This is a genomic window from Microbacterium enclense (assembly GCA_038182865.1).
GTDB lineage: Bacteria > Actinomycetota > Actinomycetes > Actinomycetales > Microbacteriaceae > Microbacterium > Microbacterium enclense_B.
Genome location: CP116226.1, coordinates 2,360,710 through 2,385,400, shown reverse-complemented (window position 1 = coordinate 2,385,400; position 24,691 = coordinate 2,360,710). Strand labels below are relative to the sequence as shown.

The 24,691-nt window shown below is 70.4% G+C and carries 24 protein-coding genes and 1 pseudogene; 18 read left to right on the top strand and 7 right to left on the bottom strand.

What is annotated here, in order from left to right:
* The first annotated feature begins 36 nt into the window (after positions 1 to 36).
* The 5 genes and pseudogenes from PIR02_11150 to PIR02_11130 all read left to right on the top strand — a co-directional run bounded on the left by PIR02_11150 (position 37) and on the right by PIR02_11130 (position 3,376).
* A complete protein-coding gene (locus PIR02_11150; protein WZH35333.1) occupies positions 37 to 1,077 on the top strand; it encodes an LLM class flavin-dependent oxidoreductase in 1,041 nt (346 codons plus the stop codon).
* 405 nt (positions 1,078 to 1,482) lie between these two features.
* Positions 1,483 to 1,653 (top strand): hypothetical protein, encoded by a 171-nt coding sequence (locus tag PIR02_11145; protein WZH35332.1) that lies wholly within the window; start codon positions 1,483 to 1,485, stop codon positions 1,651 to 1,653.
* A gap of 121 nt (positions 1,654 to 1,774) precedes the next feature.
* A complete protein-coding gene (locus tag PIR02_11140; protein ID WZH35331.1) occupies positions 1,775 to 2,446 on the top strand; it encodes a hypothetical protein in 672 nt (223 codons plus the stop codon).
* A 33-nt stretch (positions 2,447 to 2,479) separates the two neighbouring features.
* A pseudogene (locus PIR02_11135) lies at positions 2,480 to 3,007 on the top strand (GNAT family protein).
* On the top strand, positions 3,002 to 3,376 hold the full coding sequence (locus tag PIR02_11130) for a nuclear transport factor 2 family protein (protein ID WZH38993.1): 375 nt from the start codon (positions 3,002 to 3,004) through the stop codon (positions 3,374 to 3,376). The pseudogene PIR02_11135 and the gene PIR02_11130 overlap by 6 nt, the downstream one beginning before the upstream one ends.
* A 4-nt stretch (positions 3,377 to 3,380) precedes the next feature.
* Here PIR02_11130 and PIR02_11125 read toward each other — a convergent pair whose 3' ends face one another.
* On the bottom strand, positions 3,381 to 3,662 hold the full coding sequence (locus PIR02_11125; protein WZH35330.1) for a hypothetical protein: 282 nt from the start codon (positions 3,660 to 3,662) through the stop codon (positions 3,381 to 3,383).
* A 246-nt stretch (positions 3,663 to 3,908) separates the two neighbouring features.
* Between PIR02_11125 and PIR02_11120 the strand changes: the two genes are divergently transcribed.
* Together PIR02_11120 and PIR02_11115 are read left to right on the top strand one after the other, a co-directional pair.
* On the top strand, positions 3,909 to 4,943 hold the full coding sequence (locus tag PIR02_11120) for a hypothetical protein (protein ID WZH35329.1): 1,035 nt from the start codon (positions 3,909 to 3,911) through the stop codon (positions 4,941 to 4,943).
* A 129-nt stretch (positions 4,944 to 5,072) separates the two neighbouring features.
* Entirely contained in the window at positions 5,073 to 6,503 is a 1,431-nt protein-coding gene (locus PIR02_11115; GenBank protein ID WZH35328.1) for a hypothetical protein, read from the top strand.
* Between the two features lie 27 nt (positions 6,504 to 6,530).
* Here PIR02_11115 and yiaA read toward each other — a convergent pair whose 3' ends face one another.
* From yiaA to gnd, 3 genes are all read right to left on the bottom strand, one after another.
* Entirely contained in the window at positions 6,531 to 7,004 is a 474-nt protein-coding gene (gene yiaA / locus PIR02_11110) for an inner membrane protein YiaA (protein WZH35327.1), read from the bottom strand.
* A gap of 191 nt (positions 7,005 to 7,195) precedes the next feature.
* A complete protein-coding gene (locus PIR02_11105) occupies positions 7,196 to 7,759 on the bottom strand; it encodes a ribonuclease HI (GenBank protein WZH35326.1) in 564 nt (187 codons plus the stop codon).
* A gap of 93 nt (positions 7,760 to 7,852) precedes the next feature.
* The gene (gnd, locus tag PIR02_11100) at positions 7,853 to 8,914 is read right to left on the bottom strand and encodes a decarboxylating 6-phosphogluconate dehydrogenase (protein WZH35325.1); all 1,062 of its coding nucleotides are present in this window, start codon (positions 8,912 to 8,914) and stop codon (positions 7,853 to 7,855) included.
* A gap of 336 nt (positions 8,915 to 9,250) precedes the next feature.
* Here gnd and PIR02_11095 point away from each other — a divergent pair, with 336 nt between their 5' ends.
* The 6 genes from PIR02_11095 to PIR02_11070 all read left to right on the top strand — a co-directional run bounded on the left by PIR02_11095 (position 9,251) and on the right by PIR02_11070 (position 15,078).
* Complete coding sequence (locus tag PIR02_11095) at positions 9,251 to 10,273, top strand: hypothetical protein (GenBank protein ID WZH35324.1); 1,023 nt, start codon at positions 9,251 to 9,253, stop codon at positions 10,271 to 10,273.
* Entirely contained in the window at positions 10,270 to 11,880 is a 1,611-nt protein-coding gene (locus tag PIR02_11090; protein ID WZH35323.1) for a hypothetical protein, read from the top strand. Before PIR02_11095 ends, PIR02_11090 begins: the two co-directional genes overlap by 4 nt.
* Complete coding sequence (locus PIR02_11085) at positions 11,877 to 12,566, top strand: ABC transporter ATP-binding protein (protein WZH35322.1); 690 nt, start codon at positions 11,877 to 11,879, stop codon at positions 12,564 to 12,566. Before PIR02_11090 ends, PIR02_11085 begins: the two co-directional genes overlap by 4 nt.
* Positions 12,563 to 13,846 (top strand): ABC transporter permease, encoded by a 1,284-nt coding sequence (locus PIR02_11080; protein ID WZH35321.1) that lies wholly within the window; start codon positions 12,563 to 12,565, stop codon positions 13,844 to 13,846. The genes PIR02_11085 and PIR02_11080 overlap by 4 nt, the downstream gene beginning before the upstream one ends.
* Before the next feature lie 602 nt (positions 13,847 to 14,448).
* Positions 14,449 to 14,730, top strand: a complete 282-nt coding sequence (locus PIR02_11075) for a metal-sensitive transcriptional regulator (protein ID WZH35320.1) — start codon at positions 14,449 to 14,451, stop codon at positions 14,728 to 14,730.
* An 18-nt stretch (positions 14,731 to 14,748) separates the two neighbouring features.
* Complete coding sequence (locus PIR02_11070; GenBank protein ID WZH35319.1) at positions 14,749 to 15,078, top strand: cation transporter; 330 nt, start codon at positions 14,749 to 14,751, stop codon at positions 15,076 to 15,078.
* Here PIR02_11070 and PIR02_11065 read toward each other — a convergent pair.
* Positions 15,060 to 15,344, bottom strand: a complete 285-nt coding sequence (locus tag PIR02_11065; GenBank protein WZH35318.1) for a hypothetical protein — start codon at positions 15,342 to 15,344, stop codon at positions 15,060 to 15,062. The genes PIR02_11070 and PIR02_11065 overlap by 19 nt on opposite strands.
* A gap of 99 nt (positions 15,345 to 15,443) precedes the next feature.
* Entirely contained in the window at positions 15,444 to 15,995 is a 552-nt protein-coding gene (locus tag PIR02_11060) for a helix-turn-helix transcriptional regulator (protein ID WZH35317.1), read from the bottom strand.
* A 134-nt stretch (positions 15,996 to 16,129) separates the two neighbouring features.
* On the opposite strand from PIR02_11060, the gene PIR02_11055 reads away from it, so the two are divergent.
* The 5 genes from PIR02_11055 (at position 16,130) to PIR02_11035 (ending at position 23,523) form a co-directional block, all read left to right on the top strand.
* Positions 16,130 to 17,572 (top strand): cytochrome ubiquinol oxidase subunit I, encoded by a 1,443-nt coding sequence (locus PIR02_11055; GenBank protein WZH35316.1) that lies wholly within the window; start codon positions 16,130 to 16,132, stop codon positions 17,570 to 17,572.
* A gap of 19 nt (positions 17,573 to 17,591) precedes the next feature.
* Positions 17,592 to 18,623: a cytochrome d ubiquinol oxidase subunit II gene (cydB, locus tag PIR02_11050; GenBank protein WZH35315.1), complete on the top strand. Its 1,032-nt coding sequence runs from the start codon at positions 17,592 to 17,594 to the stop codon at positions 18,621 to 18,623.
* An 83-nt stretch (positions 18,624 to 18,706) separates the two neighbouring features.
* Complete coding sequence (gene cydD, locus PIR02_11045; protein ID WZH38992.1) at positions 18,707 to 20,428, top strand: thiol reductant ABC exporter subunit CydD; 1,722 nt, start codon at positions 18,707 to 18,709, stop codon at positions 20,426 to 20,428.
* Positions 20,425 to 22,125, top strand: a complete 1,701-nt coding sequence (cydC, locus tag PIR02_11040) for a thiol reductant ABC exporter subunit CydC (GenBank protein ID WZH35314.1) — start codon at positions 20,425 to 20,427, stop codon at positions 22,123 to 22,125. The genes cydD and cydC overlap by 4 nt, the downstream gene beginning before the upstream one ends.
* 36 nt (positions 22,126 to 22,161) lie before the next feature.
* Complete coding sequence (locus tag PIR02_11035; GenBank protein WZH35313.1) at positions 22,162 to 23,523, top strand: FUSC family protein; 1,362 nt, start codon at positions 22,162 to 22,164, stop codon at positions 23,521 to 23,523.
* Positions 23,524 to 23,603: 80 nt separating this feature from the next.
* On the opposite strand, the gene PIR02_11030 is transcribed toward PIR02_11035, so the two are convergent.
* Positions 23,604 to 24,686, bottom strand: a complete 1,083-nt coding sequence (locus PIR02_11030; GenBank protein ID WZH35312.1) for an ATP-binding cassette domain-containing protein — start codon at positions 24,684 to 24,686, stop codon at positions 23,604 to 23,606.
* Positions 24,687 to 24,691: the final 5 nt, after the last annotated feature.

Here is a 24,691-nt window from a genome sequence, read left to right as displayed (position 1 = left end):
TGGGAATAGATCCACGGATGCCGCGTTGCACGTACTATGCGTTCCTTCGGCACCCTCTCCTTCGGCCATTACGGCCCCCTCGGCGGCGGTCGTCAACTGACCGCCGGCGACTCGATGCTCCAGGCGATCGATCTCGCCCAGGGCATGGACGACCTCGGGGTCAACGGCGTCTCGTTCCGCGTGCACCACTTCGCTCGACAGCAGGCGGCTCCGATGCCGCTGCTCGCCGCGATCGCGGCGCGCACCTCGCGCATCGAGGTCGGCACCGGCGTCATCGACATGCGTTACGAGAACCCGCTCATGCTCGCCGAGGAGGCGGCCTCCGTCGACCTCATCAGCGGCAATCGCCTCGCCCTCGGCGTGAGCCGTGGGTCACCCGAGACGGTCGTCCGCGGGTACGAGGCGTTCGGCTACACGGGTTCGCAGGACCCCCGCGGCGGCGACATCGCGCGTGAGCACTTCGACCTGTTCCTGCGCGCGATCGACGGCGAAGGCCTCGCCGAACGCGACCCGATGAGCCCCTTCGGCGGCGGCACCGGTCTGCAGCGCATCGAGCCGCACTCGCCCGGTCTCAAGAAGCGCATCTGGTGGGGCGCCGGCACGACGGCGACCGCCGAGTGGGCGGGCCGCATCGGCGTGAACCTCATGTCGTCGACCCTGCTCACCGAGGCCGACGGCACACCGTTCGACATCCTGCAGGCGCAGCAGCTCGACGCATTCCGCGCCGCATGGCGCGAGGCCGGTCACGCCGGCGAGCCGCGCACCTCGGTCAGCCGCAGCATCTTCCCGATCGTCACGGCCGAAGATGAGATGTACTTCGGCGGCTCCGCCGGCAGCGATCAGATCGGCGTGATCGACGGCATGCGTTCGACCTTCGGCAAGACGTACGCGGCCACGCCCGACGTCCTCGTCGAGCAGCTGCAGAACGACGCCGCGGTCATGAGCGCCGACACCCTCATGCTGACGATCCCGTCGCAGATGGGCGTGGAGTTCAACCTGCGCCTGGTCGAGAACTTCGCCCGCCACGTCGCTCCCGCGCTCGGCTGGCAGCCGACCACCGCGACCGCCACGGTCTGAGAAATCCTGCGGCGGTCCGGGCCACCGACGATGCAGAATTCGTCGGACCCGGCCGGCGCGGGGCGTGCGACGTTGTCGCACGGGTCTGGTTCGCACGTTCGGAGTTGTTCGGAATCCCCATTCGGGTCGCCGTTCCGGCGGGAGAGGGTCATCGTCAATGCCAGATTGAGGGAGGCAGCCCACAGTCTGCTCCTGAGCGATCGGCCCCACACCTTGACAGACAGATATTCCCGCCGCGAACAACGTCAGAGCCTGAAGGAAGATCACCGCTTTCAGCGGGAACACCTCGCGCGTGTCGATCGATCGGTTCGTGAGAGACGCCGAGAATCGGAGAGACGCAAGCCGGAAGCACGCTGGCCGTACATCGTCACCGCCCTCCTCTTCGCACTCTCCTTCGCTCCCGTCGTGGGCTGGGCTAACGTCGTGGGTTTCCCGGTTCTCGTACCGTTCTGGCTCGTGGCCGCAGCACGCTCCTCGTGCCGCTATCGGGCCTACGGCATATCTCTGTTCTTCGCCTTCCTGAACGGGGGCCTGAGCCTGTTCGTTCAGGTCGCGTACATCTTCCAGTGGCCGTAACGAGGCGAGAGTTCGCCGCGTCAACCAAAGTCACCGAGATCGTCCTCATCGGTGGCGGCCACGTCATGAAGGAGACCCCGTCTTGCGGTACACCCGTCGACAGCAGAGGAACAGCGAAGCCATGCTCGCGCAGGCCCACGAAAGGTGGGCAGAACAAGAGCGGGAGCGAAACGCCGTACAAGCGGAAGAGGCTCATCAGACCCATCTGCTGAAAAAGGCGCGGCGCGTGGACGATGAGTTCGCGCAAAGTCGGCGTGCGGACCGCCGACGTTTCGAGGAGGAGAGGGATCGCCCACCGCATGAGAGCGATAGTGATCCCGAAGCCAGCTTAGAGACCATCCTGCGAAACGCTCCCCGCGAGGATCGACTCTGGGACGCTCCGAGCGATGCCGACGCGCCGGAACGAGATGACCCCGGCTTCCTCTGGGACATCGCTCCCCTCGAGCGGCGGCCAGATGCTTCGGAACCGCCGCCCCGAGGGCGATCGGATCACGACCCTCGGGCGGGGAGCGAGCGGGAACAAGCAGCTCGAGACGCGTGGAACGACCATGTCGAAGACCTGCAGCGCCAGCAGGAGCACGCGCGGCAACGACGAGAAGCTGAAGCGGCCGCCCGGAGCGCATCTCAGGCGTCCAAGCGCGGCGCGATGAGAGCAGCACGACAGGCAGCCGCAACGGCGATGGCGCACACCCTCGCCCGGGCCGAAGCGCTCACCAGCGACCACGGCAGCATCACGCTCGCCGAACTGTTCTCGACGGCCCCACGATCGAGGCCAGGCTCCGCGCCCGCCTGATTCGCTCGGATTTCTGGGGCGTACGGTAAACGAGTGGCACTGTCACTCACCCCGATCGACGCGTCCGGGCACGACCGCGCGGACCTCACCGCGTTCCTCACCGCGAACGCGTTCCCCTTCCACGTGCGTGCGCGACCCACGGCGGCGGAGGCGGAGCGAGCTCTCGACGACGGCTTGTGGGGCAACGACGAGACGGAGTCGTTCTGGCTGGACGACGACGAACACGGGAGGGTCCAGCTCGTGCGCCTGGACGACCTCGCGGACGGCACGGCCATGGTCGACCTCCGCCTCGCCGAGGCCTGGCGCGGACGCGGTCTCGGCGCACCCGCTCTCGCTCTCGCCAGCGCCCACGTGTTCTCGACCCGTCCGAACGTCATCCGGCTCGAAGGCCAGACACGCGAGGACAATCACGCGATGCTGCGCGTGTTCGAGCGCGCGGGATGGGTGCGCGAGGCGTACTACCGCGACGGGTGGCCGGTCGACGGCGCGGAGCCCGTGGCATCCATCGCCTACAGCGTGCTCCGCCGTGATCACGCCAGCGGGCGAACGACACCCGTGCCGCCGGGCCCCGGGGCGGCGGTCACGGCCGATGCGCTCGTCGCTGCGGCGTGGGCGGCCGAGGAGCGCCTTCTCGATCCGGCCGTCCGCCGGATCCCCGTCGAGGTCGGGCGGCTTCTCGACGACGGGTTCGTGGAGATCGGGCCATCCGGGCGCCGATGGACGAAGGACGCCGTCATCGAGGCGCTCAGCCGCGATCCCGGCGACACACCGGGAACAGTGACGGAACGCTCGAGCCGGATCATCTCCTCCGACACCGTGCTGGTGGAGTATGTGCTCCGTTTCGACGGCCGCGTCAGTCGCCGCTGCGCCCTCTGGAGGTTCTCCCCCGGCCCCCGGTGCATCTTCCACCAGGGCACGACGATCCGATAGCTCCTCAGCGCGGGAGGACGCCTCGCGAACGCGCGATGGTCTGCGACACGAGGTACTCGCCCCACGCCACGACGTAGGCTCCGAGAGCCGCCCAGATGACGTCCTGCGGGAGCACTCCGCTCACCGCGAGCACGCCCAGCGCGGTGAGGGCGGCGACGACCGCGAGCACGGGGATGAGCGCCTTCGACGGAACGGCCCCACCCGGCGTCCGCCAGACGACGAGCAGCGCGCCTGCCGTCGCGACGAGCAGGATGACGGGCGTCCACCATGACCCGAGCGTGCTCATCGTGATCGCGGCACCCAGACCCGCGACGGCGAGCGACGCGGTGCGCAGGACGCGAACCGTGGTCGGAGGGGTGGAGGGCTGCTGTGCGGAAATGGGAGGGCTCCTTCTCGGGCGCGACAGGGGGATCGGCGACAGACCGTGACACCCAGGGTATCGACGCCGTCCTCCTCCCCGACGCGCCGAGGGCGGTCCACCGGCGCGGATAAGGTGATCAGCGCACCGCCATGACTGACAGAAGGGGCTGCCGTGATCCTCTCCGCCTCGCCGCAGGAACAGCCGGACTCCCTGGATCGGATCGCCCGCGATCTCCTGGCGTTCAAAGACTCTCGCGGCCCCGTCTCGTACGGTGAGCTGGCGCGGCGCGTCGGAGAGTTGCGTATCGCGCGCGGCGTCCCCGCCTCCGCCGCGTATCCCGCGCGGACCACGGTGTACGACGTCTTCCGCCCGGGACGCACACGGATGGACCCGACGCTGGTGCGCGACATCGTCTTGGCGCTCGAGGCCGATGCCGCGGAGGCCGATCGCTGGGTCGAGCGGTACCACCGAATCCGTCGGCCCGCGGAGCCCGCCGCCCGTCAGCGTGCCGACACCGCGGTCGCTGCTCCCGCGCTGCCCGCTCCCCCGCGTCCTCGGGCATCGCCGCGCGCCCCGCTCCGCTTCATCCCCGTGACGATCCTCGGATGTCTGCTGCTCAACTTCGCCGGCCTCGTCCTGGTCCAGCACCTCCACCTCCCCCTCTACCTCGACATGGCCGGGACCGCCGTCGCGGCGATCGTCTTCGGCCCCTGGTACGGCGTCGCCGTGGGGCTCGCAACGAACCTGCTCGGCTTCGCGGTCGGGGCACCGGGCGCCGCCCCGTTCGCTCTCGTGAACGCGGTGGGAGCCCTCGTCTGGGGATACGGCGTCCGTCGGTTCGGCATGGGTACAGACATCGTGCGGTACTTCCAGCTCAACCTCCTGGTGGCGATCGCCTGTTCGCTGGTGGGGGCACCTCTCGGCGTGCTGTTGTACGGCGGCTTCTCGGGACACGGATCCGACACGGTCACGTCGTCGCTGGAGGTCCTCGGGCTTCCGCTGGTCGCCGCGGCCTTCTCGACGAACATCCTCACCTCGGTGATCGACAAGCTCCTCACCGGGTTCGTCGCCCTGATCGTGTTCGTCTGGCTGCGCGGGATCCTGCGCGTGCCCGCCACGCACATGCCCCTCGTCGACCACCTGCGCGTGCCGCCGACGCCGCGGCGGATCACCGATCTCGTCCGGGGTCCCCTCGCCCTCCGGTGACGGGTCGACGGCCCCCGAGAGAACCCCCTGAAACGCCCGAGTTCCCGCACCGCGGCCCTACGCTGAATCAGCGGAACGGGCGGGAGCCCTTCATCGGTCGACGAAGCCATCGCATCGAGAGGGGGTCTGATGGAGCTGTCACGACGCGGCATGATCGCCGGAACCCTCGGCGCGCTCGGACTCGGCGCCGGGAGTGTGGCCGCTGCGACCTTCCTCACGCGCGGCGCTCCCGACAAGCCCCTGACCGCGCGCGCTGATCACTCGAGTTCTGCCTCCGCGGCGCCCACGTCGGGGGCGACCCCCACTCCCCGCGCGACCGCCTCCGCCGACGACCTGCACCTTCATGCCTGGGACACGGTGGTCCGACGGATATCGGATGCCGAAGACGCGACGCTGACCCTCGTCTCCGGCGCCCTCCCCACCGGTCTCCGCATCGCGGCGAACACCGTGGTGGGACGGCCCACGACCATCGAGAAGTATCGCTTCGAGCTGGAGGTGCGCCACGGAGCGGCCCGCCGCACGCGCACATTCGCCGGCGAGGTCGGCCAGATCAAGCGCGACCTCAGCATCTCGCTGAGTCTGGATGCGCAGACCCCGATGACGGTGACCGCGAAGGAGCTCGATCGGATCGCCCGTCTCGGGGCGAACGTGACGCTCGTGGTCTTCTGCTTCATCCCCGACCCGACCTCCACCACGTTCACCCGCGTCTCCGATGCGCGTATCCAGAAGGCTTTCGACCTCGCGCACGAACGCGGCGTGCGGATCACCCTCGTCAAACCGCATATCGTCACCGACAGCGACGGCGACGCCTTCTACCGGGCCGGCTACGCCCCGGCCTCGATCGACGCGTTCTTTGCGAGCTGGGAGGACAACCTGCTGCACATCGCGAAACTGTGCGCGCGAAACGACGTGGAGTATCTCTCGCTCGCATGCGAGCAGCCGGCCCAGACCGACGCCGTGCACTACGACCGGTGGGTGGCGCTCGTGGCGAAGCTGCGCGACGCCACGCCGGGCCTCAAGCTCACGGCCGCCTTCACGACCCTCGAACTCTTCCTGCTCTACACCTACTGGATCCCGCAGGCGACGCCGCACCTGGCTCGGCTCCTCGACGTCTTCGGCATCAATTCGTGGGTGCGTCTGACCGACAAGGTCTACTCGCCCGCCGAGCCGAACATCACAGTCGACGAGTTGGTCGCCGGGTGGCGAGGATCCGGCGGCCGGGGCGACGACCATCTCGGCAAGCTCGAGGACGTGTGCGATGGGCTGCGGATCCCCTTCCTCATCACCGAGGTCGGAGTGCGCCCCTGCGTGGACGGTCTGGCCACGCAGGACAACAACTCCCCGACGACGGGTGCCGAGAACTTCGAGGTCCAGGCGTTGCTGTACCGCTCCGTCCTGGAGGGTCCCTTGCAGTCCCGCTGGTGCACGGGGGCCTCGGTCTGGCACATGCGGGCGCCGTTCCACCTCGGCAATCTGAACGGCACGCGCCTGTACCCCGGTGAGTCGGTTCTGAAGACCGCGCTCGCACGCGTTCCCGCTCTGGCGACGAAGACCTTCTGAATCCGCCTTCCCCGGCCGGCGGGTGGTTCAGGCCTGGGGCGGGAGGAAGGGCGAGCGCTCCGGCGAGACCACCGCGTCGGGCTGAATCGTGCGGTACGCCGCGAGGTCGCGGACGTTCTTCTGCACCGCGACCACGGCGAACAGGCTCATCGCGAACCCGATTCCGTAGAAGCCCTTCTCGGATGGCAGGAGCTCGGCATTCCAGAGTCCCATCGACATGAGGGTCAGAGCGCCCAGCAGCATGCCCCACGCCACGCCCAGGTAGGCGCCGGTCACCGGCACGTCTTCGGCGCGATCGCGGACCGCCTTCTGCACGGAGATCGCCGCGAAAAGTCCGAGGAGGAACACCGCGAGGTAGAACCCCTTCTCGGCTAGTGTCATGTGGGCGTTGTAGAGCCCCACGAAGTACACCGTGGCGCCGAGCCCCAGGGCCACCCACGAGGCGCCGACGAACGCGGCGGTCGGTCGGCCCAGAGCTTGCTGCTTCTGCTGATCGGTCATGACATGGTCCCTCTCCGTCGAGCTGCTCTTCCCCGCAAAACCTGCGGATGAGCACTGTAGCGACGGGTCCATGCCCTCGCATTCATGAACTAATGGGGTGCATGCAGAATGCGGCACTCGGGGCGAGATACATGCTCCAAGCGTTCGTCAGGCCGGCACCCGCACCTCACCCGGGGCGGCGTCTCATTCGCTCAGCGGCCGGCTCGATCCCCGGCCGCACGCGGCGGTGGAGACGCGACATCGAGGCGCTCCAGCCCTCGCAGCGACGTCCACGTCAGCTGTTCGCCCTTGGCGGCATGCTGCGACGCACGGACGGCCCGCTCGTCCGCCCACGAGTTCAGCACGTGGCCGCTGTGTCCGCGGACGTGCTCGAGCACTACGTCGGGAAGACCCGCTGCCCGGCGCGCATCTCGGGCGGCGATGAGAGATTCGAGGATGCCGCGGTTGGCGACGGGCTTCTTCGCGCTGGTGACCCACCCGCGACGGCGGTGTCCGTCCATCCACGACGAGTACGTGTCGATCGCGTACTTCGAGTCGGCCTGCACGACGAGGTCGCGCACGTCGGCGTGGTCGGTGATCGCGTGCAGGAGACCGAGCAGTTCGCCGATGTTGTTGGTCCCCTCGGGGATCGACCCGGCCGCCCAATGGCCGTCTTCCCCGACCCAGGCCCACCCGGCCGGACCAGGATTGCCTTTGCAGGCACCGTCGGTCGCGACGACGTAGCGGTCAGAGGCGGCGGGGGCAGACGTACTCATCCCTCCAGTCTCGCTGATCGGTGACCAGCGAAGAGACTCGAGGTGGTCGTCGCCCCCGCCGTCGGCCGAGATCGCGGACGAGTCCCGCGGCGGTCAGTTCGTACCGCTGTCGGCCTTCTTCGAGCCCGCCTCGAGCACGTCGCCCGCGGGCAGCTCCTGGTGACCGCCGAACTGCAGGCGCATGGCCGAGAGAACCTGGTTGGCGAAGTGGTCCTCACCGCGAGAGGCGAATCGCTCGAACAGCGAGGCGGCGAGGACGGGAACGGGAACGCCCGTGTCGACGGCGGCCTTGACCGTCCAGCGCCCCTCACCCGAGTCCGAGACGCGGCCCGCAAGACCGTCGAGCGTCGGGTTCTGCTCGAGAGCCGCAGCGGTGAGATCGAGCAGCCACGACGAGATCACCGAACCGCGACGCCAGAGCTCGGTCACACGCGCCGTGTCGATGTCGAACTGGTAGAACTCCGGCTCCTCGAGGGGAGCGACCTCGGCCGAGTGCTCGCCCTGGTGCAGCCCCGCATCGGCGTTGTTCAGCACGTTGAGCCCCTCGGCGAGCGCGGCCATGATGCCGTACTCGATGCCGTTGTGGACCATCTTCACGAAGTGACCGGCGCCGGAGGGGCCGCAGTGCAGGTACCCGCGCTCCTCGGTGGAGTAGTCGCCGGTGCGACCGGGCGTGCGCTCGATGTCGCCCGGTCCCGGTGCGATGGTGCGCAGCACCGGCTCGAGGTGGGCGACCGCTTCGTCGTGGCCGCCGACCATGAGGCAGTATCCGCGCTCGAGGCCGAAGACGCCGCCGCTGGTGCCCACATCGACGTAGTGGATGCCGGAGTCGTTGAGCTTCGCCGCACGACGCACGTCATCGCGGTAGTTCGAGTTGCCGCCGTCGATGATGATGTCGCCGGGCTCGAAGACCTCGGCGACCTGGTCGACGACGCTGCCGGTGAGGCCGGCGGGGATCATGAGCCACACGGCGCGGGGCGTGGTGAGCTTCGAGGCGAGGTCGGCGATGCTGGTCGCACCCGTGGCCCCTTCCGCGACGAGGGCGGCGACGGCATCCTGATTCACGTCGAAGACGACGCAGTCGTGACCGTCCTTCATGAGCCTGCGGACGATGTTGGCGCCCATTCGTCCGAGCCCGACCATGGCGAGTTGCATTGGTTCCCCGTTCGTCGTGGATGACGGCCGCGTGGGCGGCCCCTCCGCGAGTCTAGGAGCGCCGAACGACCCCGCGGCCCGCCGCGGACCAGGTCGAGAGGAATGCACGAGAGCACACACCGTCGGCGCGCGCCCGTGGCGGATGACGTCGGTGCTCTCGGGCCTCCACACCCCCGTCGCGGGCACGGGCTCGTCTGCCGCGACGAGCTCGTCCTCCCCGGCTGCGGAGTCGACCCGGGTGAGGTCTCCGGGGCCGACACGAATGGACCCTGAGGAGGACGCGACGGGCGGGGCGGGCTTGCGACGGTGGATTCTCCCTACCCCTCGGAGGAATGCATGTCGCTGTCTCGCCCCCTTCTCGCCATCCCCGCCGCGGTCGCCGCGGTGCTGTTGTTCGCCGGATGCACGAGCTCGGCGACGGGTGACTCCCCGACCGACGAATCCTCCGGAGCCGCCCCGCAATCCCCGCTCAGCGTCTACATGGACGCGATGTACGGCGGTGGCGGCAGCCCCGAGGACCAGCAGGCTCGCCTCGCCGCACAGCAGAAGAAGCGCGAGGAGATCGTCGCCACCTGCATGAAAGAGAAGGGGTTCGAGTACACCCCTGATCTGCAGAGCGCGGTGTCGACACTCGCCGGGGGCGGCGACGAATGGAAGCCCGACGACCGTGAATGGGTGTCGCAGTGGGGCTACGGGGCTGCGGACTTCCCCGGCAACGACGACTCCGGCACCCCCGCCACCGCGTGGGTCGACCCCAATGCCGATTATGTGGAGACGCTCACCGAGTCGGAGAGGACGGCCTTCGCCGAGACCCTCTGGGGTAAAGGGGCCACGGACGCATCCACGGAGGCCACCTCCGGCGAGGCATCCGAGTGGGACTGGACGACCGCCGGATGCCAGGGCGCGGCCTACCACGAGGTGAACGGGCAGGATCCGCTGCAGACCGACGAGTTCGCGCCGCTGATGGACGCGATCAACGAGCTGTGGCAGCAGGCGAGCACCGCGCCCGGCATGCCCGAGGCGGATCGCGACTGGGCGACGTGCATGGACGAGACGGGGTACCCCGGCTTCACCGCACAGTCCGACGCGCCGCAGAGCATCCACGCCGTGGTCAACGAGCTGTGGACGCAGAGCGGGAAGGATTCCTCGGGCCAGCCGGTGAAGCCCGACGCGACGAAGCTCGCGGAGGTGAAGGACAAGGAGATCACTCTCGCCCTCGCCGACCTGGACTGCCGGGAGAAGACCGACTACTCCGCGCGCGCGAAGAAGGCACGGTGGGATGCCGAGGCCGCCTTCGTCGCCGACCACAAGGCCGAGCTCGAAGCGCTGAAGGCCGCCGCCGCGCAGGCCCAGCCGTGACGCGCCGCGAGGACGACGCAGCCGAATCGGCCCCCGATGACGCGGCGACCGACCTGTTCGACGTGGTGGGTGTCCCGGCGTCGGAGCGCCCGGACACCCGTCCGGCCATCCGGGCGCGGATGGCCACGTGGGGCACGCTTTTCCGCCGTAACCGTCCACTGTGGGTGACGACGATCATCGCCGTCGCCGCCCTCGTGGCGGGGCTGCTCGTCGGGCGATTCGTGGTCTCCCCGGCCGACGCTGCGGCGAACACGACGGCGCCTGCGCCCGGTCTCGTCACCGTTCCCGTCGCATTCGGGCCGTTGAGCAACGACGTCACCATCCGCGCCGAGGTGGGCTACGCCGATCCCGTCGAGGTGCAGATCGACACCGCAGGCCTACCCGGGCCACCGGTGGTCACGGGGCAGGTTCCCGCCGTCGGCGCTCAGCTCGACGCCCTCTCGATCGCCCTCGAGGTGGCCGGACGTCCGGTCATCGTCCTCCCCGGGGAACTGCCGTCGTACCGGACCCTGCGCTACGGGGTCTCGGGACCGGATGTGGTCCAGTTCAAGTGGGCCATGCGCAACGTGGGACTGGATGCCGGCGACCCGGGGAACAACGTGTTCGACGAGCAGGCGGCGAACGCCGTCACCGCGCTGTACGCGCGGGTGGGATATCCCGCTCCGCCCGTCGACGACGAGGCCGCCGCCGGGCTGCGCAGCGCGCAGGCAGCGGTCGCCGCGGCCGAGCAGAGCGTCGCCACCGCGAGCGCGGCGTACGACACGGCGCGGGCAGGAGCGAGCGACGTCGACAAGCGCGAGGCCGACAACGCGGTGGCGAGCGCGCAACGCGCGCTCGACCAGGCACGGCAGCAGACCCCGATCGACAGCGCGAAGGTCGGTGATCTGCAGGACGCGCTGGACCTCGCGCAGCTGAAGAGGCGGCAGCTGGACTCGACACCCGACGCGAGTGGGGCACGCGCCGAGCTCGAAGCTGCGCGCACCCGTCTCGACGAGGCCCGTGCCGAGCTGACGAGCGCACGGCAGCGCGCCCTGCCGGCACTGCCCGCGGGCGAAGTGTTGTTCCTCACGGCGCTTCCCCGCCGCGTCGATTCCGTCGACGCGCGACGGGGGTCGGAGCTCAAGGGCACCGCGATGGTCGTGTCGGGCGCCACCGTGGCTCTGTCAGGATCGGCGAGCGAGGTCGACGCCCGCCTGTTGAAGGTCGGAGACAAGGCGCAGGTCGACCTCCCCGACGGTTCCACCCACGGGGCGACCATCAGCGCTCTCACCCCGGGCACGCAGGCATCCGATCGATGGAGCGTCACCCTGGCTCCCGACCCGCTCACCCCCGAGCAGGTCACCGAACTGCAAGGCAAGAACGTGCGCGTCGGCATCCCCGTCGGAGCGACCGAGGGCGACGTGCTGAACGTTCCCCTGGCCGCGCTCTCCGCGGGTCCCGGCGGCGAAGACCGCGTCGAGGTGGTCGACGGCGACCCACGCGACGGCGACAGGGCCGTGACGCGACTCGTCCGGGTCGAGACCGGACTGGCCGCCCGAGGAGCCGTCGAGGTCATACCGGTGGACGGCGAACTGGACGAGGGCGACCTCGTGGTGGTGGGGCGATGACAGGGCACGATCACGCACCGGTCATCGAGCTGCGCGAGGTGACGCGCTCTTTCCCCGGCACCCCCGAGGTGCAGGCCCTCCGCTCGGTCAGCCTGCGGGTCGACGAAGGCGACTATCTCTCGATCGTCGGTCCCAGCGGATCGGGCAAGTCCACGATGCTGAACATCCTGGGGCTGCTCGACCGTCCGACGGTCGGGGAGTACGTCCTCGCCGGAACCCCGACGACGAGTCTGGACGACGACGACCGTGCGGCCGTGCGCGCGCGTCACCTGGGGTTCGTCTTCCAGGCGTTCCACCTCATGCCCCGCCGGAGTGTGCTCGAGAACGTGATGATGCCCATGCTCTACAGCGGTGCACCACGTGACGAGCGGGAGCCGCGGGCACGAGAGGCTCTGCACCGCGTCGGGCTTGATCATCGGCTGCATTTCCGGCCGGGCGTCCTCTCCGGCGGGGAACGTCAGCGCGTGGCCGTGGCCCGCGCCGTCGTGACCCGCCCGCGTGTACTGCTCGCCGACGAGCCGACAGGAAACCTCGACCGCGCCACGACGCACGAGACGATGGCGCTCTTCGAGGAGCTGCACGCGGACGGTCTCACTGTCGTCCTGATCACCCACGACCCGCACGTCGCGGATCGCGCGAGTCGCACCGTCCGCATCACGGACGGCCGCGTGAGCGAGGTGCGATGACGCGCCGGTGGCCCCGATTCCCCCGGCGGCGGCGGAGTTCCTCTCTCGATGCGGCGATCGCCCGCGCCGATCGGTTCGGGTTCACCGATCTGCTCACCGAGGCGACGACCGACATCGGCGCGCGACCGGGGCGACTGTCGATGACGATGGCGGGGACGGTGCTCGGTATCGCGGCCCTGGTGGCGACGGTCGGCTTCTCCCAGACGGCATCCGATCAGATCTCTCGTCAGTTCGACTCCGCCTCGGCGACGCAGATCGTCGTGAGTCCGGCCACGACGAAGGGGCAGGGCGGCACCTCGGTCGCCACGTCACGACTGCCGTGGGATTCCGTCGACCGCATCGCGCGTCTCGCCGGTGTGGAAGCGGCGTCGCTCCTGTCGACGGTCGACCTCGGAAAGGGCACCATCAGCGCGGTGTCCGTGAACGATCCGTCCGCGCCCACCGTCCTCTCACCCCCGCTCTCCGCGGCATCGGCGGGACTGCTCGACACGGTGGGCGGGAGGATCGTCACGGGGAGATCTTTCGACGACGGCCACGATCGGCGCGGAGACCGGGTCGCGCTGCTCGGAGCGGGGGCCGCGGAGAAGCTCGGGATCGACCGCGTCGACACCCAGCCGTCGATCTTCGTGAACGGTCTGGCCTACGCCGTCATCGGCATCTTCGACGGCGTCGACCGGGCGGGTGAGCTCGTCGACGCGGTCGTCATCCCCGACGGCGCCGCCCGGCGGGACTTCGGCTTGACAGCACCCGCCGACGTCCGCGTGCGGATCTCCGTCGGCGCGGGCCCGCAGCTGCGCGACCAGATCCCTCTCGCCCTGTCACCGGACGCCCCCGACGATGTGGCTGTCGGCGCCCCGCCGGGACGGTCAGACTTGAGCACGGGGGTGCAGTCCGACGTGGGATTCGTCTTCCTCATCCTCGGCATCATCGTGCTGATCGCCGGCGGGCTCGGGATCGCGAACGTCACCCTGCTCTCGGTGATGGAGCGGATCGGCGAGATCGGCCTCCGCCGGGCGCTCGGGGCGACGCGACGTCAGATCGCCGGGCAGTTCGTCATCGAATCGGTCGTGATCGGCGCGCTCGGCGGCCTCATCGGATCATCCGTCGGCGTCTTGGCGGTCGTGGCCGTGTCGGTGGCGCAGCAGTGGACGCCGGTGCTCGACCCCCTGGTCGCCACCGGCGGGGCACTGCTGGGTGCCCTCGTGGGGCTGGTGGCCGGTGGCATCCCGGCCCGTCGAGCAGCCCGGATCGAGCCCGTGGACGCACTGCGGGGCCCGTAGCGGTCACCACCCGTGGGCATTGAACCACTCTCGGCGCTGATCGGCCTCCCGCCGAGACGCGTCACCGCGCCACATATCGTGCGCGACGAGGACACCGTCCTCGATCGCGACAAACGCCCAGCACACCGGGCAGAGAGCGCGGCCCCCGGGGAATCCGTCGGGGAGAGCGGCCGCGGGCTTCGCCGTGCTTCCGCCACCGGCGCACTCCGGCGGATCGGCCTGCGCGTCGGACCAGAGCAGGTGTCCACCGCGGCGGTGATGCAAACCGCGGTGGCCCGTCTCACGCGTGCAGATCTCCCCCCGGCGCCTGCTCAGGCAGAGCCTGCGGGCTGCGCCCGGGAGGGCGGCCAGTGTTCGCGTCATCCTTCGATTCTCGCCGCTGAGAACGCGAGGAGCGCAGCGGCGGCAGATGCGCGATGCGCACGGGACGGTGGGGGCCGGTGGGGAAAGGTTCGGTGGTCATCGCCGACCACCACCGGTACGACGGTGAGACATGTCGACCTCCTGATGTCACCACCGTGCGCCCCTGATCCCCATCCGCCGAGGGGGTTGACAGAGCGCCGACAAGACCCTCCCATACCCCTAGGGGGTATCATGGTGACGTGCACGGATACGAGGAACGCAAAGACGAACTCCTGAAGCGCCTTCGTCGCGCCGAGGGCCAGGTCCGCGGCATCGCGCGCATGGTCGACGACGACCAGTACTGCATCGACATCCTCACCCAGGTGTCTGCGGTCACCAAGGCGCTCGAGAACGTCGCCCTCTCTCTTCTCGACGACCACCTGTCGCACTGCGTGGCCGAGGCGGCCGCACAGGGCGGGCCGGTCGCCGAGCAGAAGCTCAAAGAAGCCAACCAGGCCATCGCGCGTCTCGTGCGGTCCTGACCCCGAAGGAGTCCTGTGATGACGCAACAGCGTGTGGAGATCGGCCGGTCGCCCGTGGCGGGCGGCGGCTGCGGGAGCAGCTCGTGCGGGTGCGGCGGCGGGGCGGCGGCATCCACTCCCGGATCCGTGGCGGAGGCAACCACGACGGTGAGCGTCGACGGGATGACCTGCGCGCACTGCGTCCGCGCGGTGACCGACGAGTTGAATGCGGTCGAGGGCGTCACCGTGGTGAACGTCGACCTGCACGCCGGCGCTGCGTCGCTCGTGCACTTCAGGAGCTCGCGCCCCGTGGACGAGGCCGAGATCGCCGCCGCGATCGACGAGGCCGGTTACTCGCTGACCCGCTGAATCGTCGCGGCGCGACGAAGCACCGCGTCGACAGCGGAGTGGAACGTCAGCAGCTGCCCCACCTCGACGGCGCGGTCGTACCGCGTTCCGCCCAGGGCGACGAACACCGGACCGACGACCTCGACGTAGCCGACGATGTAGCCGTCGCGCGCGACCTCGTAGAGATCGATGTCGATGCGGGTCCACGGGATCTCGATCGGTGCGGGCGGCGCCGTGTTCGCGGCGGCGACGATACCCGGGCGGCTGAGCGGTGCTTCCATGACCATGTGAGACTCCTTGGGTCGTCCAAGTGTGCTCTCACCCTGCGCCGTGAAGCTCCGATCTGCGCCACCCTTGACGAAATCCGTACGCGCGGCTAACTACCCTCACAGGGTCGCGCGGGCCGGGCGGCCCCGACGGGGACGCTCGTCGGAGATCGCGACCCCCGGGGTCCCGTCCGCGAGCCGCTCCACCTCGTCGAGCCAGCGCAGCTCGGCCTCGAGCCGTGCGCGGCGGGCCGCGGTGACGACCGCGACGCCGGTGGCATCCTGTCCGCCGCCCGGAGCGTTCTCCTCGGCGAGCGCGGCGCGCACACCCGCACGCTGCGCCGCCAGGATGCCGGCGACGTCGGCCCCCGGAAGGGTGACGGCCAGCGCGATGCGCAGGGCGACCTCATCGCGCCCGTCGGCCACGGATGCCGCCGTCAGCCAGGCGCGCCCCTCCGCGCGCCCCGCGGGCGTGACGCTCCAGAGCACCCGCCCGTCGTCGTCGACACCGCGGTTGTCCACCAGGCCGTCGCGCTCGAGGCGTTCGAGCGTCGTGTAGATCTGGCCGACGTTGACCGACGCCCCGGTGCGGCGGATGTACTCCGCGCGTAGCTGGGAGCCGTAGCAGGCGCCGTGATCGAGGATCGCGAGCAGGCTCTGACGCACCGACATGAGGACTCCGAACGCGCGCGGGAAATGACTTTCCGAGTATATGGTTCGACGCCGAATCAACGCGGAATGACGCGAGACGGCGCGGCGTAGCATGTGGTCTGACCACATAGTTCGCCCTTGATCGGAGGCTCCTCGTGGAGTGGCTCGACCCCCTCGCACTCGCTCGCTGGCAGTTCGGGTTGACGACCCTGTACCACTTCCTCTTCGTGCCTCTGACCCTCGGGATGTCGCTCGTCGTGGCGATCTTCCAAACCGTCTGGTACCGCACCGGGGATGTGAAGTGGCTGCACCTGACGCGCTTCTTCGGGAAGATCTTCCTCATCAACTTCGCCATGGGCGTGGTGACGGGAATCGTGCAGGAGTTCCAGTTCGGTATGAACTGGTCGGCGTACTCGCGCTTCGTCGGCGACGTCTTCGGAGCTCCACTCGCCTTCGAGGGCCTGCTCGCCTTCTTCCTCGAGGCCACCTTCATCGGCCTGTGGATCTTCGGCTGGGACAAGCTCCCCCGCCTCGCCCACCTCGCGAGCATCTGGATGGCGACGCTCGGCGCCACCTTCTCGGCGTACTTCATCATCGCCGCCAACGCCTTCATGCAGAACCCGGTCGGCTACCAGATGGCGGCCGACGGCCACCGCGCCGAGCTCGTCGACTTCTGGGCCATGCTCACCAATCCGGTCGCCCTCGCGGCTTTCCCCCACACGATCTTCTCGGGCTGGATGTTCGCGGCCATGATCGTGGCGTCCATCTCCGCGTGGCACCTCGCGCGGGGCCGCAACGTCGAGATGATGCGGACGACGCTGCGCTTCGGTCTCTGGTCGGCGATCGTGTCGTTCGTCCTCGTGGCGATCGCCGGCGATCAGCTGAGCCTCGTGATGGTGGCGACGCAGCCGATGAAGATGGCTGCGGCGGAGGCGACGTTCAACACCGTCTGCGGACAGGATGCCTCGTTCTCGATCTTCACGCTGGGAACCCCCGACGGCACGAGTGAACTCTTCTCGATCCGCGTGCCGTTCCTGCTCAGCATCCTGTCGACGCACTCTCTCGACGGCTGCGTGGAGGGCATCAACGACCTGAACACGCTCTACAGCCAGCAGATGTTCCCGCAGTTCGCCGACCAGGTCGACGGCAACTTCGCTCCCGTGCTCTGGGTCACCTACTGGGCCTTCCGCTGGATGATCGCGCTCGGTGGCGTCACCGCCCTCATCAGCGCCGCGGGTCTGTGGGTCACGCGCAAGAAGGCGACGCGACCCGTGAAGCAGTGGATGTGGCGCGTGGCGATCTGGGCGGCTCCCCTGCCGATGATCGCCAGCCTCGTCGGCTGGATCTTCACCGAGATGGGCCGCCAGCCGTGGATCGTCTTCGGACTCATGCTCACCCAGGACGGTGTCTCCCCCAGCGTTCCGGGATGGAGCGTCCTGGTCTCGCTGATCGCCTTCACCGTCACCTACGCGAGTCTCGCGGTGGTGGAGTTCGGTCTCATCAAGAAGTACGCGCAGAAGGGTCCGGACCCGTTGCCGGATCCGAACGCGCCTCGCGAGCCCGACACCGTCGAGAACACCCCGACCACCGTCTACTGAGTCGGCCTAGGAGAACATCATGGACCTCGCCTACCTCTGGTTCTGGATCGTCGGATTCCTCTTCGTCGGATACTTCGTGCTCGACGGGTTCGACTTCGGCGTCGGGATGTCGCTGCCGTTCCTCGGCAAGGACGACATCGCCCGCCGTCAGATCATCAACACCATCGGCCCCGTGTGGGACCTCAACGAGACCTGGGTCATCGTCGCGGGCGCAGCCCTGTTCGCCTCCTTCCCCGAGTGGTACGCCACCCTCTTCAGCGGGTTCTACCTGCCCCTGCTGCTGATCCTGCTGGCGCTCATCGCCCGCGGTGTGTCGTTCGAATACCGGCACCAGCGCGACTCGGTGAAATGGAAGCGCGGCTTCGACCGCATGATCGTCATCGGCTCGGCCGTGCCCGCGCTGCTGTGGGGCGTGGCCTTCGCGAACATCGTGCAGGGCGTACCCCTGGATGCCGATCACGAATACGTCGGGAGCCTGCTGACGCTGCTGAACCCCTACGGTCTGCTCGGGGGCCTCACGACCCTGCTGCTCTTCTTCACCCACGGCGTGTACTTCGTCGCACTGAAGACCGACGGGCAGGTGCGCGCGGATGCGCGCGCCCTGGCGACGAAGTCGGGACTGGCCACGATCGTGGTCGCCGCGGTGTTCCTCGTGTGGACCATCGTGCACGCGGCGAGCGTGGGGGCGCCGCTCCTGCTCGGAGTGGTCGGGTTCTCCGGCGTGGCGGCATTGACGCTCATCGGCTCCTGGGTCGCGAACCTCCGGGGCCGCGAAGGCACCGCCTTCGCCCTCGGCGCGGTGACGATCGTCACCGCGGTCCTGGCGCTGTTCTTCGCCCTGTTCCCGAACGTGATGCCCTCGACGCTCGCGCCCGGCTCGGGCCTGACGATCGAGAACGCGTCCAGCACCGACTACACGCTCACGATCATGAGCTGGGCCGCGCTGATCTTCCTGCCCCTCGTCCTGGCCTACCAGGGGTGGACGTACTGGGTGTTCCGCAAGCGCGTCACCCGGGCGCGCATCGAGAAGGCTGCGCTCGTCGCGCACTGACACCGTCGTCGTCCCGCTCCCCACCAGAGCGGGACGACGCGTCTGAGAGGATCGATACCGTGAGCGACGAGGGGCCGGAGAAGATGCGGCCCGTGGACCCGCGGCTCGTCCGCTACGCCACGGCCGCGCGCGGCTTCCTCGTCATCAGCGCCGCGATCGTCCTCGCGCAGACCGGCGTCATCGTCGGCTTCTCGTGGGCGCTGACCTCGGCTCTCGTCGGCGCGATCTCGGGTCGGCCGCCCGTCGAGCTGTGGACGTACGTCACCGTCGCGGCATCCCTGATCCTTCTCCGGGGTCTGCTGATCGCCGCATCCGAGCGCGTGTCAGCCCGGGGAGCGGCGGTCGCCTCGCTCCAACTGCGCGAGAAACTGGTCGCCGCGGTGGCCCGGCTCGGGCCACGATGGCTCGCCGGACGCAACATCGCCGCGCTCTCCCTGACCGCCGGGCACGGGCTCGAAGCGCTCGATGCCTACTTCGGGCGATACCTTCCCCAGCTCGTCGCCACGGCGATCACCATGCCGATCCTGATCGGGGCGATCACCCTCGCCGATCCCCTGTCGGGACTCATCGTGGTGCTGACGATCCCCCTCATCCCGATCTTCATGGTCTTGATCGGCCTGGCGACGCGGTCGGTGCAGCAGAAGCAGTACCGCACGCTCGGCCGCCTCGCCTCGCGCTTCGCCGACACCGTCGAGGGACTCGGCACGCTCAAGGCGTTCGGCCGCCAGCACCGCGCCGCCGACACGATCGAGACCGTCACGCGCGACTACAAGCGCGAGACGATGACCGTGCTGCGCGTGTCGTTCCTCTCGGGTTTCGCACTGGAGTTCCTGGCATCCATCTCGGTCGCGATCATTGCGGTGACCATCGGTTTCCGCCTGCTCGCCGGCGATCTGTCGCTGCTGGTCGGGCTGTTCGTGCTGTTGCTCGCACCCGAGGCGTACCTGCCCCTTCGGCAGGTGGGCGTGCAGTTTCACGCGGCCTCGGAGGGAGTGGCCGCCACGGGTGAGATCTTCGACGCGCTCGATGCGGCCCGCACCGCACCTGTCGCGGATGCAGGGCCCGCCCCCGCCGGATCGACGCTCGAGGTGAGCGGGGTGCGGGTGCACCGAGGAGTGCACCGGATGCCGACGGCGTCACTGTCGGTCGGACCGGGCGAGGTCCTGCTCGTCAGCGGCCCGAGCGGCGTCGGCAAGTCGTCGCTCATCGCCGCCGTGCTCGGCTTCGCGGACTACGACGGCGAGGTGCGCGTCGACGGCACGACCGTCCCGCACGCCCGCGCCGCGGTGGCCTGGGCCGGGCAGCGCCCCGGACTGGTGTCGGCAACGGTGGGCGAGAACGTCGCGCTCGGATCGGTCGCAGACCCCGCCGCCGTCGAGCAGGCGCTCGCCGATGCGGGCGCCGCCGACATCTCACCCCGAACGCCTCTCGGCGCGGGCGGGTCGGGGCTCTCGGGCGGCCAGGCTCAGCGCGTCGCCGTCGCGCGGGCGCTGTACCGCATGCGCACGGGTGGAGCGCGCATCCTCGTCTTGGACGAGCCGTCCAGCGCCCTGGATGCCACGACCGAGGCGCACCTGTGGGAGACCCTGCGCCGCGAGGCCGATGCGGGCCGCGCGGTGCTGCTGGTCTCGCACCGTCCGTCCGCGCGGTCGATCGCGGACCGCGTGGTCGAACTGCGCCCCGAACCCGCATCCCCGGTCCCCGACCCCGCGCCCCGGGCCCCTGAGCCCGTCGAAGGGACCGGAGGCTCCGGCACCCTCAGCCACCCCCGCCCCGTACCCGGACGCGACGGAGCGCGCTCGTGAACGCGCGGGTGCGCGGCATCCTGCGCTCGGCGATGCCCTCGCGTCGTCGGTTCGCCCCCGCGGTGCTCTCGGGGTTCGGTACCGCGCTGAGCGCCGTGGCGCTGCTCGCGGCGAGCGCGTGGCTCATCGCGCGCGCGGCCGAGCAGCCCCTCGTGATGTACCTCTCGGCCGCGGTCGTGGGAGTTCGCGCGTTCGCGCTGTCGCGCGGGGTGTTCCGCTACCTGGAGCGGCTGACGAGCCACGACGCGGCCCTGCACCAGCTGGCGGGCGTGCGCGCCGACCTCGTGCGCGAGCTCGTGCCGCTGGCCCCGGACGGTCTCGGGCGCGCGCGGCGAGGTGGGCTGCTGTCGAGCGTCGTCGACGACGTCGAAGAGCTGCAGGATCTGCCGTTGCGAGTCGTGCTGCCCTTGTCGGCCGCCGCGCTGACCTCTCTCGCGGCCGTCGTGTTCACCGCATTCATCTCGTGGCCGGCGGCACTCACGCTGTTCGTGTGTCTCGCCGTGGCGTTCGCGGTCTCGGTGGCCGTGGGATCGGCCGCCGGCTCGCGCGCGGAACGCTCCATCGCGCCGCTGCGCGCCGCGGTCGCCGATGCCGTGCACGATCTCCTGACCAACCTCGACGTGTTGACGGCGTACGCAGCGGTGGATGCCGCCCGCGAACGCATCCGCACCGCCGATGCCGCTCTGCGGCGCGCGGTGATCCGCCGGGGAGCAGCGCAGGGGCTGACCTCCGGCACGGTGTCGGTGCTCGCCGGTGCCGCGTCTCTGCTCGCACTCGCCGTCGCCTCCCCCGGGATCGCCACCGGCACGCTGTCGGGGCCCGGGCTCGCGGTCGTCGTGCTGCTGCCGATGGCCGTTTTCGAGGTGTTCGGGCCGGTGCCCCTGGCCCTGGCATCCTGGCGCCAGGTGCGCGCGGCCGCGGAGCGTATCGCCGACGCCGTCCCCGACGCGATCCCCGACGGTCTCCCTCGCGACGAGCCCCTGCCGTCGGGAGACGCCCCGCCCCTGGGAACGGGGATCGAACTCCGCGGCGTCGCGGCGCACTGGCCGGCCCGCGCCGCCGACGACGGTGACACGGGACGACTCACCGCGGTCGCGCTCCGGGTCGACGCCGGCGAGCGTGTGCTCGTCACCGGGCCGAGCGGGGCGGGGAAGACGACGCTCGCCCACGTGCTCGCGCGCTTCCTCGACTACACGGGCTCCTACACGATCGGCGGCGTCGAGGCCCGGTCCGTGTCGGGCGACGACCTGCGCCGCACGATCGGACTCATCGAGCAGTCGCCGTTCCTCTTCGACGAGTCGATCCGTCAGAACCTCCTGTTCGCTCGCGACGACGCCACCGACGCCGACCTCGTCGCCGTGCTCGCCCGCGTCGGCCTGGAGGCGTGGGTCGCCGAGCGCGGGGGGCTCGACGCGCGCGTGGGCGATCGCGGTGTCCTCGTCTCGGGCGGGCAAGCGCAGCGTCTCGCCCTCGCCCGTGCACTGCTGCGCGACTTCCCCGTACTCGTGCTCGACGAGCCGACCGCGGGCGTCGACGCCGCGGCATCCGAGGCCCTTCTCCACGACCTGCTCACCGCGGTGGATCGGGATCGCGCCGTCGTGCTCGTCTCGCACGTCGAGGTGCCGGCCGGGCTCGTGGACCGCGAGGTGCGGATGGAGCAGGGGCGGATCGTCGGATCGTCGTCGCTGCGATCCTGACGGCACGCTCAAAGACAGCGGGTCTACCGTGAGCGCGTGCGCGAGGGATGGCGAGACCGTCTCGGGCGGGGAGCGCTGGCCCTGCTCGCTGTGGCGATCGTGGTGGCGGTCCTTCTCACGGTGCTGCCCGAACCCTCCGCGATCATCCTGGGCATCGCTCTGACGGCGTCGCTCAGCCGGAGTCAGTTCGAACGGGATCGGCGAGGACGCCTCGAAGCGCTCGCCCTCCTGCCGGTGGTCGGCCTCGCCGGCGTCGCCCTGGGGGCGCTCCTGCGCGCGAGCCCGTGGATCGGAGCCCTCGTCTACGTCGTCGTGCTCGTGGCCGTCGTCGCGTCGAGAGGACGAGGCCCGTTCTGGCGTCGGATCGGCTCGCTCGTGGCGACGCCGTTCCTCGCAGTGCTGTTCCTGCCAGCGGGCGTGGGAGTCGACCTGGGCCCGCTCGCCGCCGTGCTCGCACCGATCGGGATCGCCGTGCTGGCCTGGGTCGTGGTCACCGCGGTGCAGGGCGCGGCTCGAGCGCTGATGCTCATCCCCCGGCCGGTGTCGGGCGGCCGGGAAGACGTGCTCCCGCCGAGCCGACTGCGCCCCTCGGCATCCACGCGCTCCGCTCTGCAGCTGGGCGTCGCGCTCACCGTGGCGTTCGTGGTCGGCGGGACGGTCTTCGGCGAGCACTGGCCGTGGGTGGTGTTGAGCACGATCATCGTCGCCTACCTCCCCCGAGGGCGGGCGGATGCCATCCGCACCGGGGTTCACCGCCTGATCGGCGCGGCGGTGGGCTCTCTCGTGGCTCTTCTCCCCGCCGGTGTGCTGCCGAGCGACGGCGGGGTTGTGGTCGCGCTGGCTCTCACGGCGATCGGGGTCGGCGTCCTGTTCCGCGAGATCGGGTATGCGGTCTGGGCTTTCGGCGTGACGGTCGCGCTGACCCTGCTCGAGCGCCTCACCGGTCAACCCAGCCCGCTCATCGGTCAGCGGTTGATCGAGATCGTCGTGGGTGTCGCGATCGGGCTCCTCGCGGTCGCGTTGGTGTACCCCGTCCGCACCGCCGACGTCGTGCGGTCGCGGCTGAGCGCCGTTCTCGCCGCGGTTTCGGACCGCCTCGCCGCCGCCGACGCGACCGACGCACGCGCGGCCGAGTCACGGATACGCGCCGCCCTCCGGGAACTCGACCGGTCGGCGGCGGCGCTGACCGACGCTGCCCGCGTGCTCGCCCTCGTTCACCGCCCTCCGCCGCGCGCCGCGGCCTGGACGAGCGACGCCCACCTCATCGCCGCGGTCGCCCTCACGGCGCCGACGCCCGGTCCCGCCGCACGGCGCCGCGCGGTCGGCGCAGCGCGGCGCGCGCTCCGGTCGCCCGATGACCTGGGTCCCGCTCTCCGGCGTGCGGTCGAGGCAGGATGACGGCGGAGCGGCTCCCCCGCGTCCGGGTGCTCCCGACGCTCGGCCGGGTGCCCGGCGCCCCTCCTCGAACGAACGGCGCTTCAGGATGCCGCGACGAACCGCACGCGATCCGGCGCGATCCTCGCGAGCACCACGTCGCCCGGCAGAATCGCCGTCGCCTCGCTCGGCGACACCTCGGCGGCCCCGCGATCGGTCACGACACGGACACCGGTCGGGGTCGGTTCGAGGCGCTCGACGGTGGCCGGACATCCCTCCCCGAGACGCACGTCGACCGCGCGAAAGACGGCGGCGAGCGCAACCCCGTCGGTGGCGGCGAGCGCGAGAGAGGTGGCATCCGTGGAGTCCAGCCGCATTCCCGCGTTCTCCCAGCCCCCGCGGCGAGAGACGCCCACAACGCGTTCGAGCCCGGCGATGGCCGCGGCGACCGCTGTCGCGGGTGCCGTGAGGACCTCGCGCACCGACCCTGTCTGCGTCACGCGTCCGCGCTCGACGATCACGAGCCGGTCGGCGAGGGCTGCGGCGTCGACGGCGTCATGTGTCACGGCGATCGTCGTCACCCCCGCGAGACGCTCGCGCAGCATCGACCGGATCTCCGACGCGGTCACCGCATCGAGGGCCACGAGCGGCTCATCCAGGAGCACCACGCGCGGCTCGGCGGCGAGCGCGCGGGCCACCGCGACGCGCTGCTGCTCGCCGCCCGACAACTGAGCGGGGCGCCGGTCTCCCGCACCGGCGAGCCCCACGCGGGTCAGCCACTCCTCGGCGCGCGCGCGGGCTTCGGATGCCGAGACCCCCGCCGCGCGGGGACCGAACGCGACGTTCTCCCGCGCGCTCAGATGCGGGAAGAGGCGCGCGTCCTGTCCGAGGAGCACGATCCCGCGGTGCATCGGCGCCGTACGTACACGCGGCGCGCGGTCGAGGACGCGACCGTCCAGCACGACCTCGCCATCATCGAGCGCTGCGAGTCCGGCGAGCGCGCCGAGCAGCGTCGACTTGCCCGCACCGCTGCGGCCCATGACCGCGACCGTGTCTCCGGGCGCGACCTCGAGCGCGATGTCGACGGCGAAATCGCGACGGCGGACGACGATGCGGGCACGCAGGTCGGCGGCATCCGGAACCGTCTGACGCCCGACCTCGGCCTGCCCCTCGGGGAGAGGGCTCACCGCGC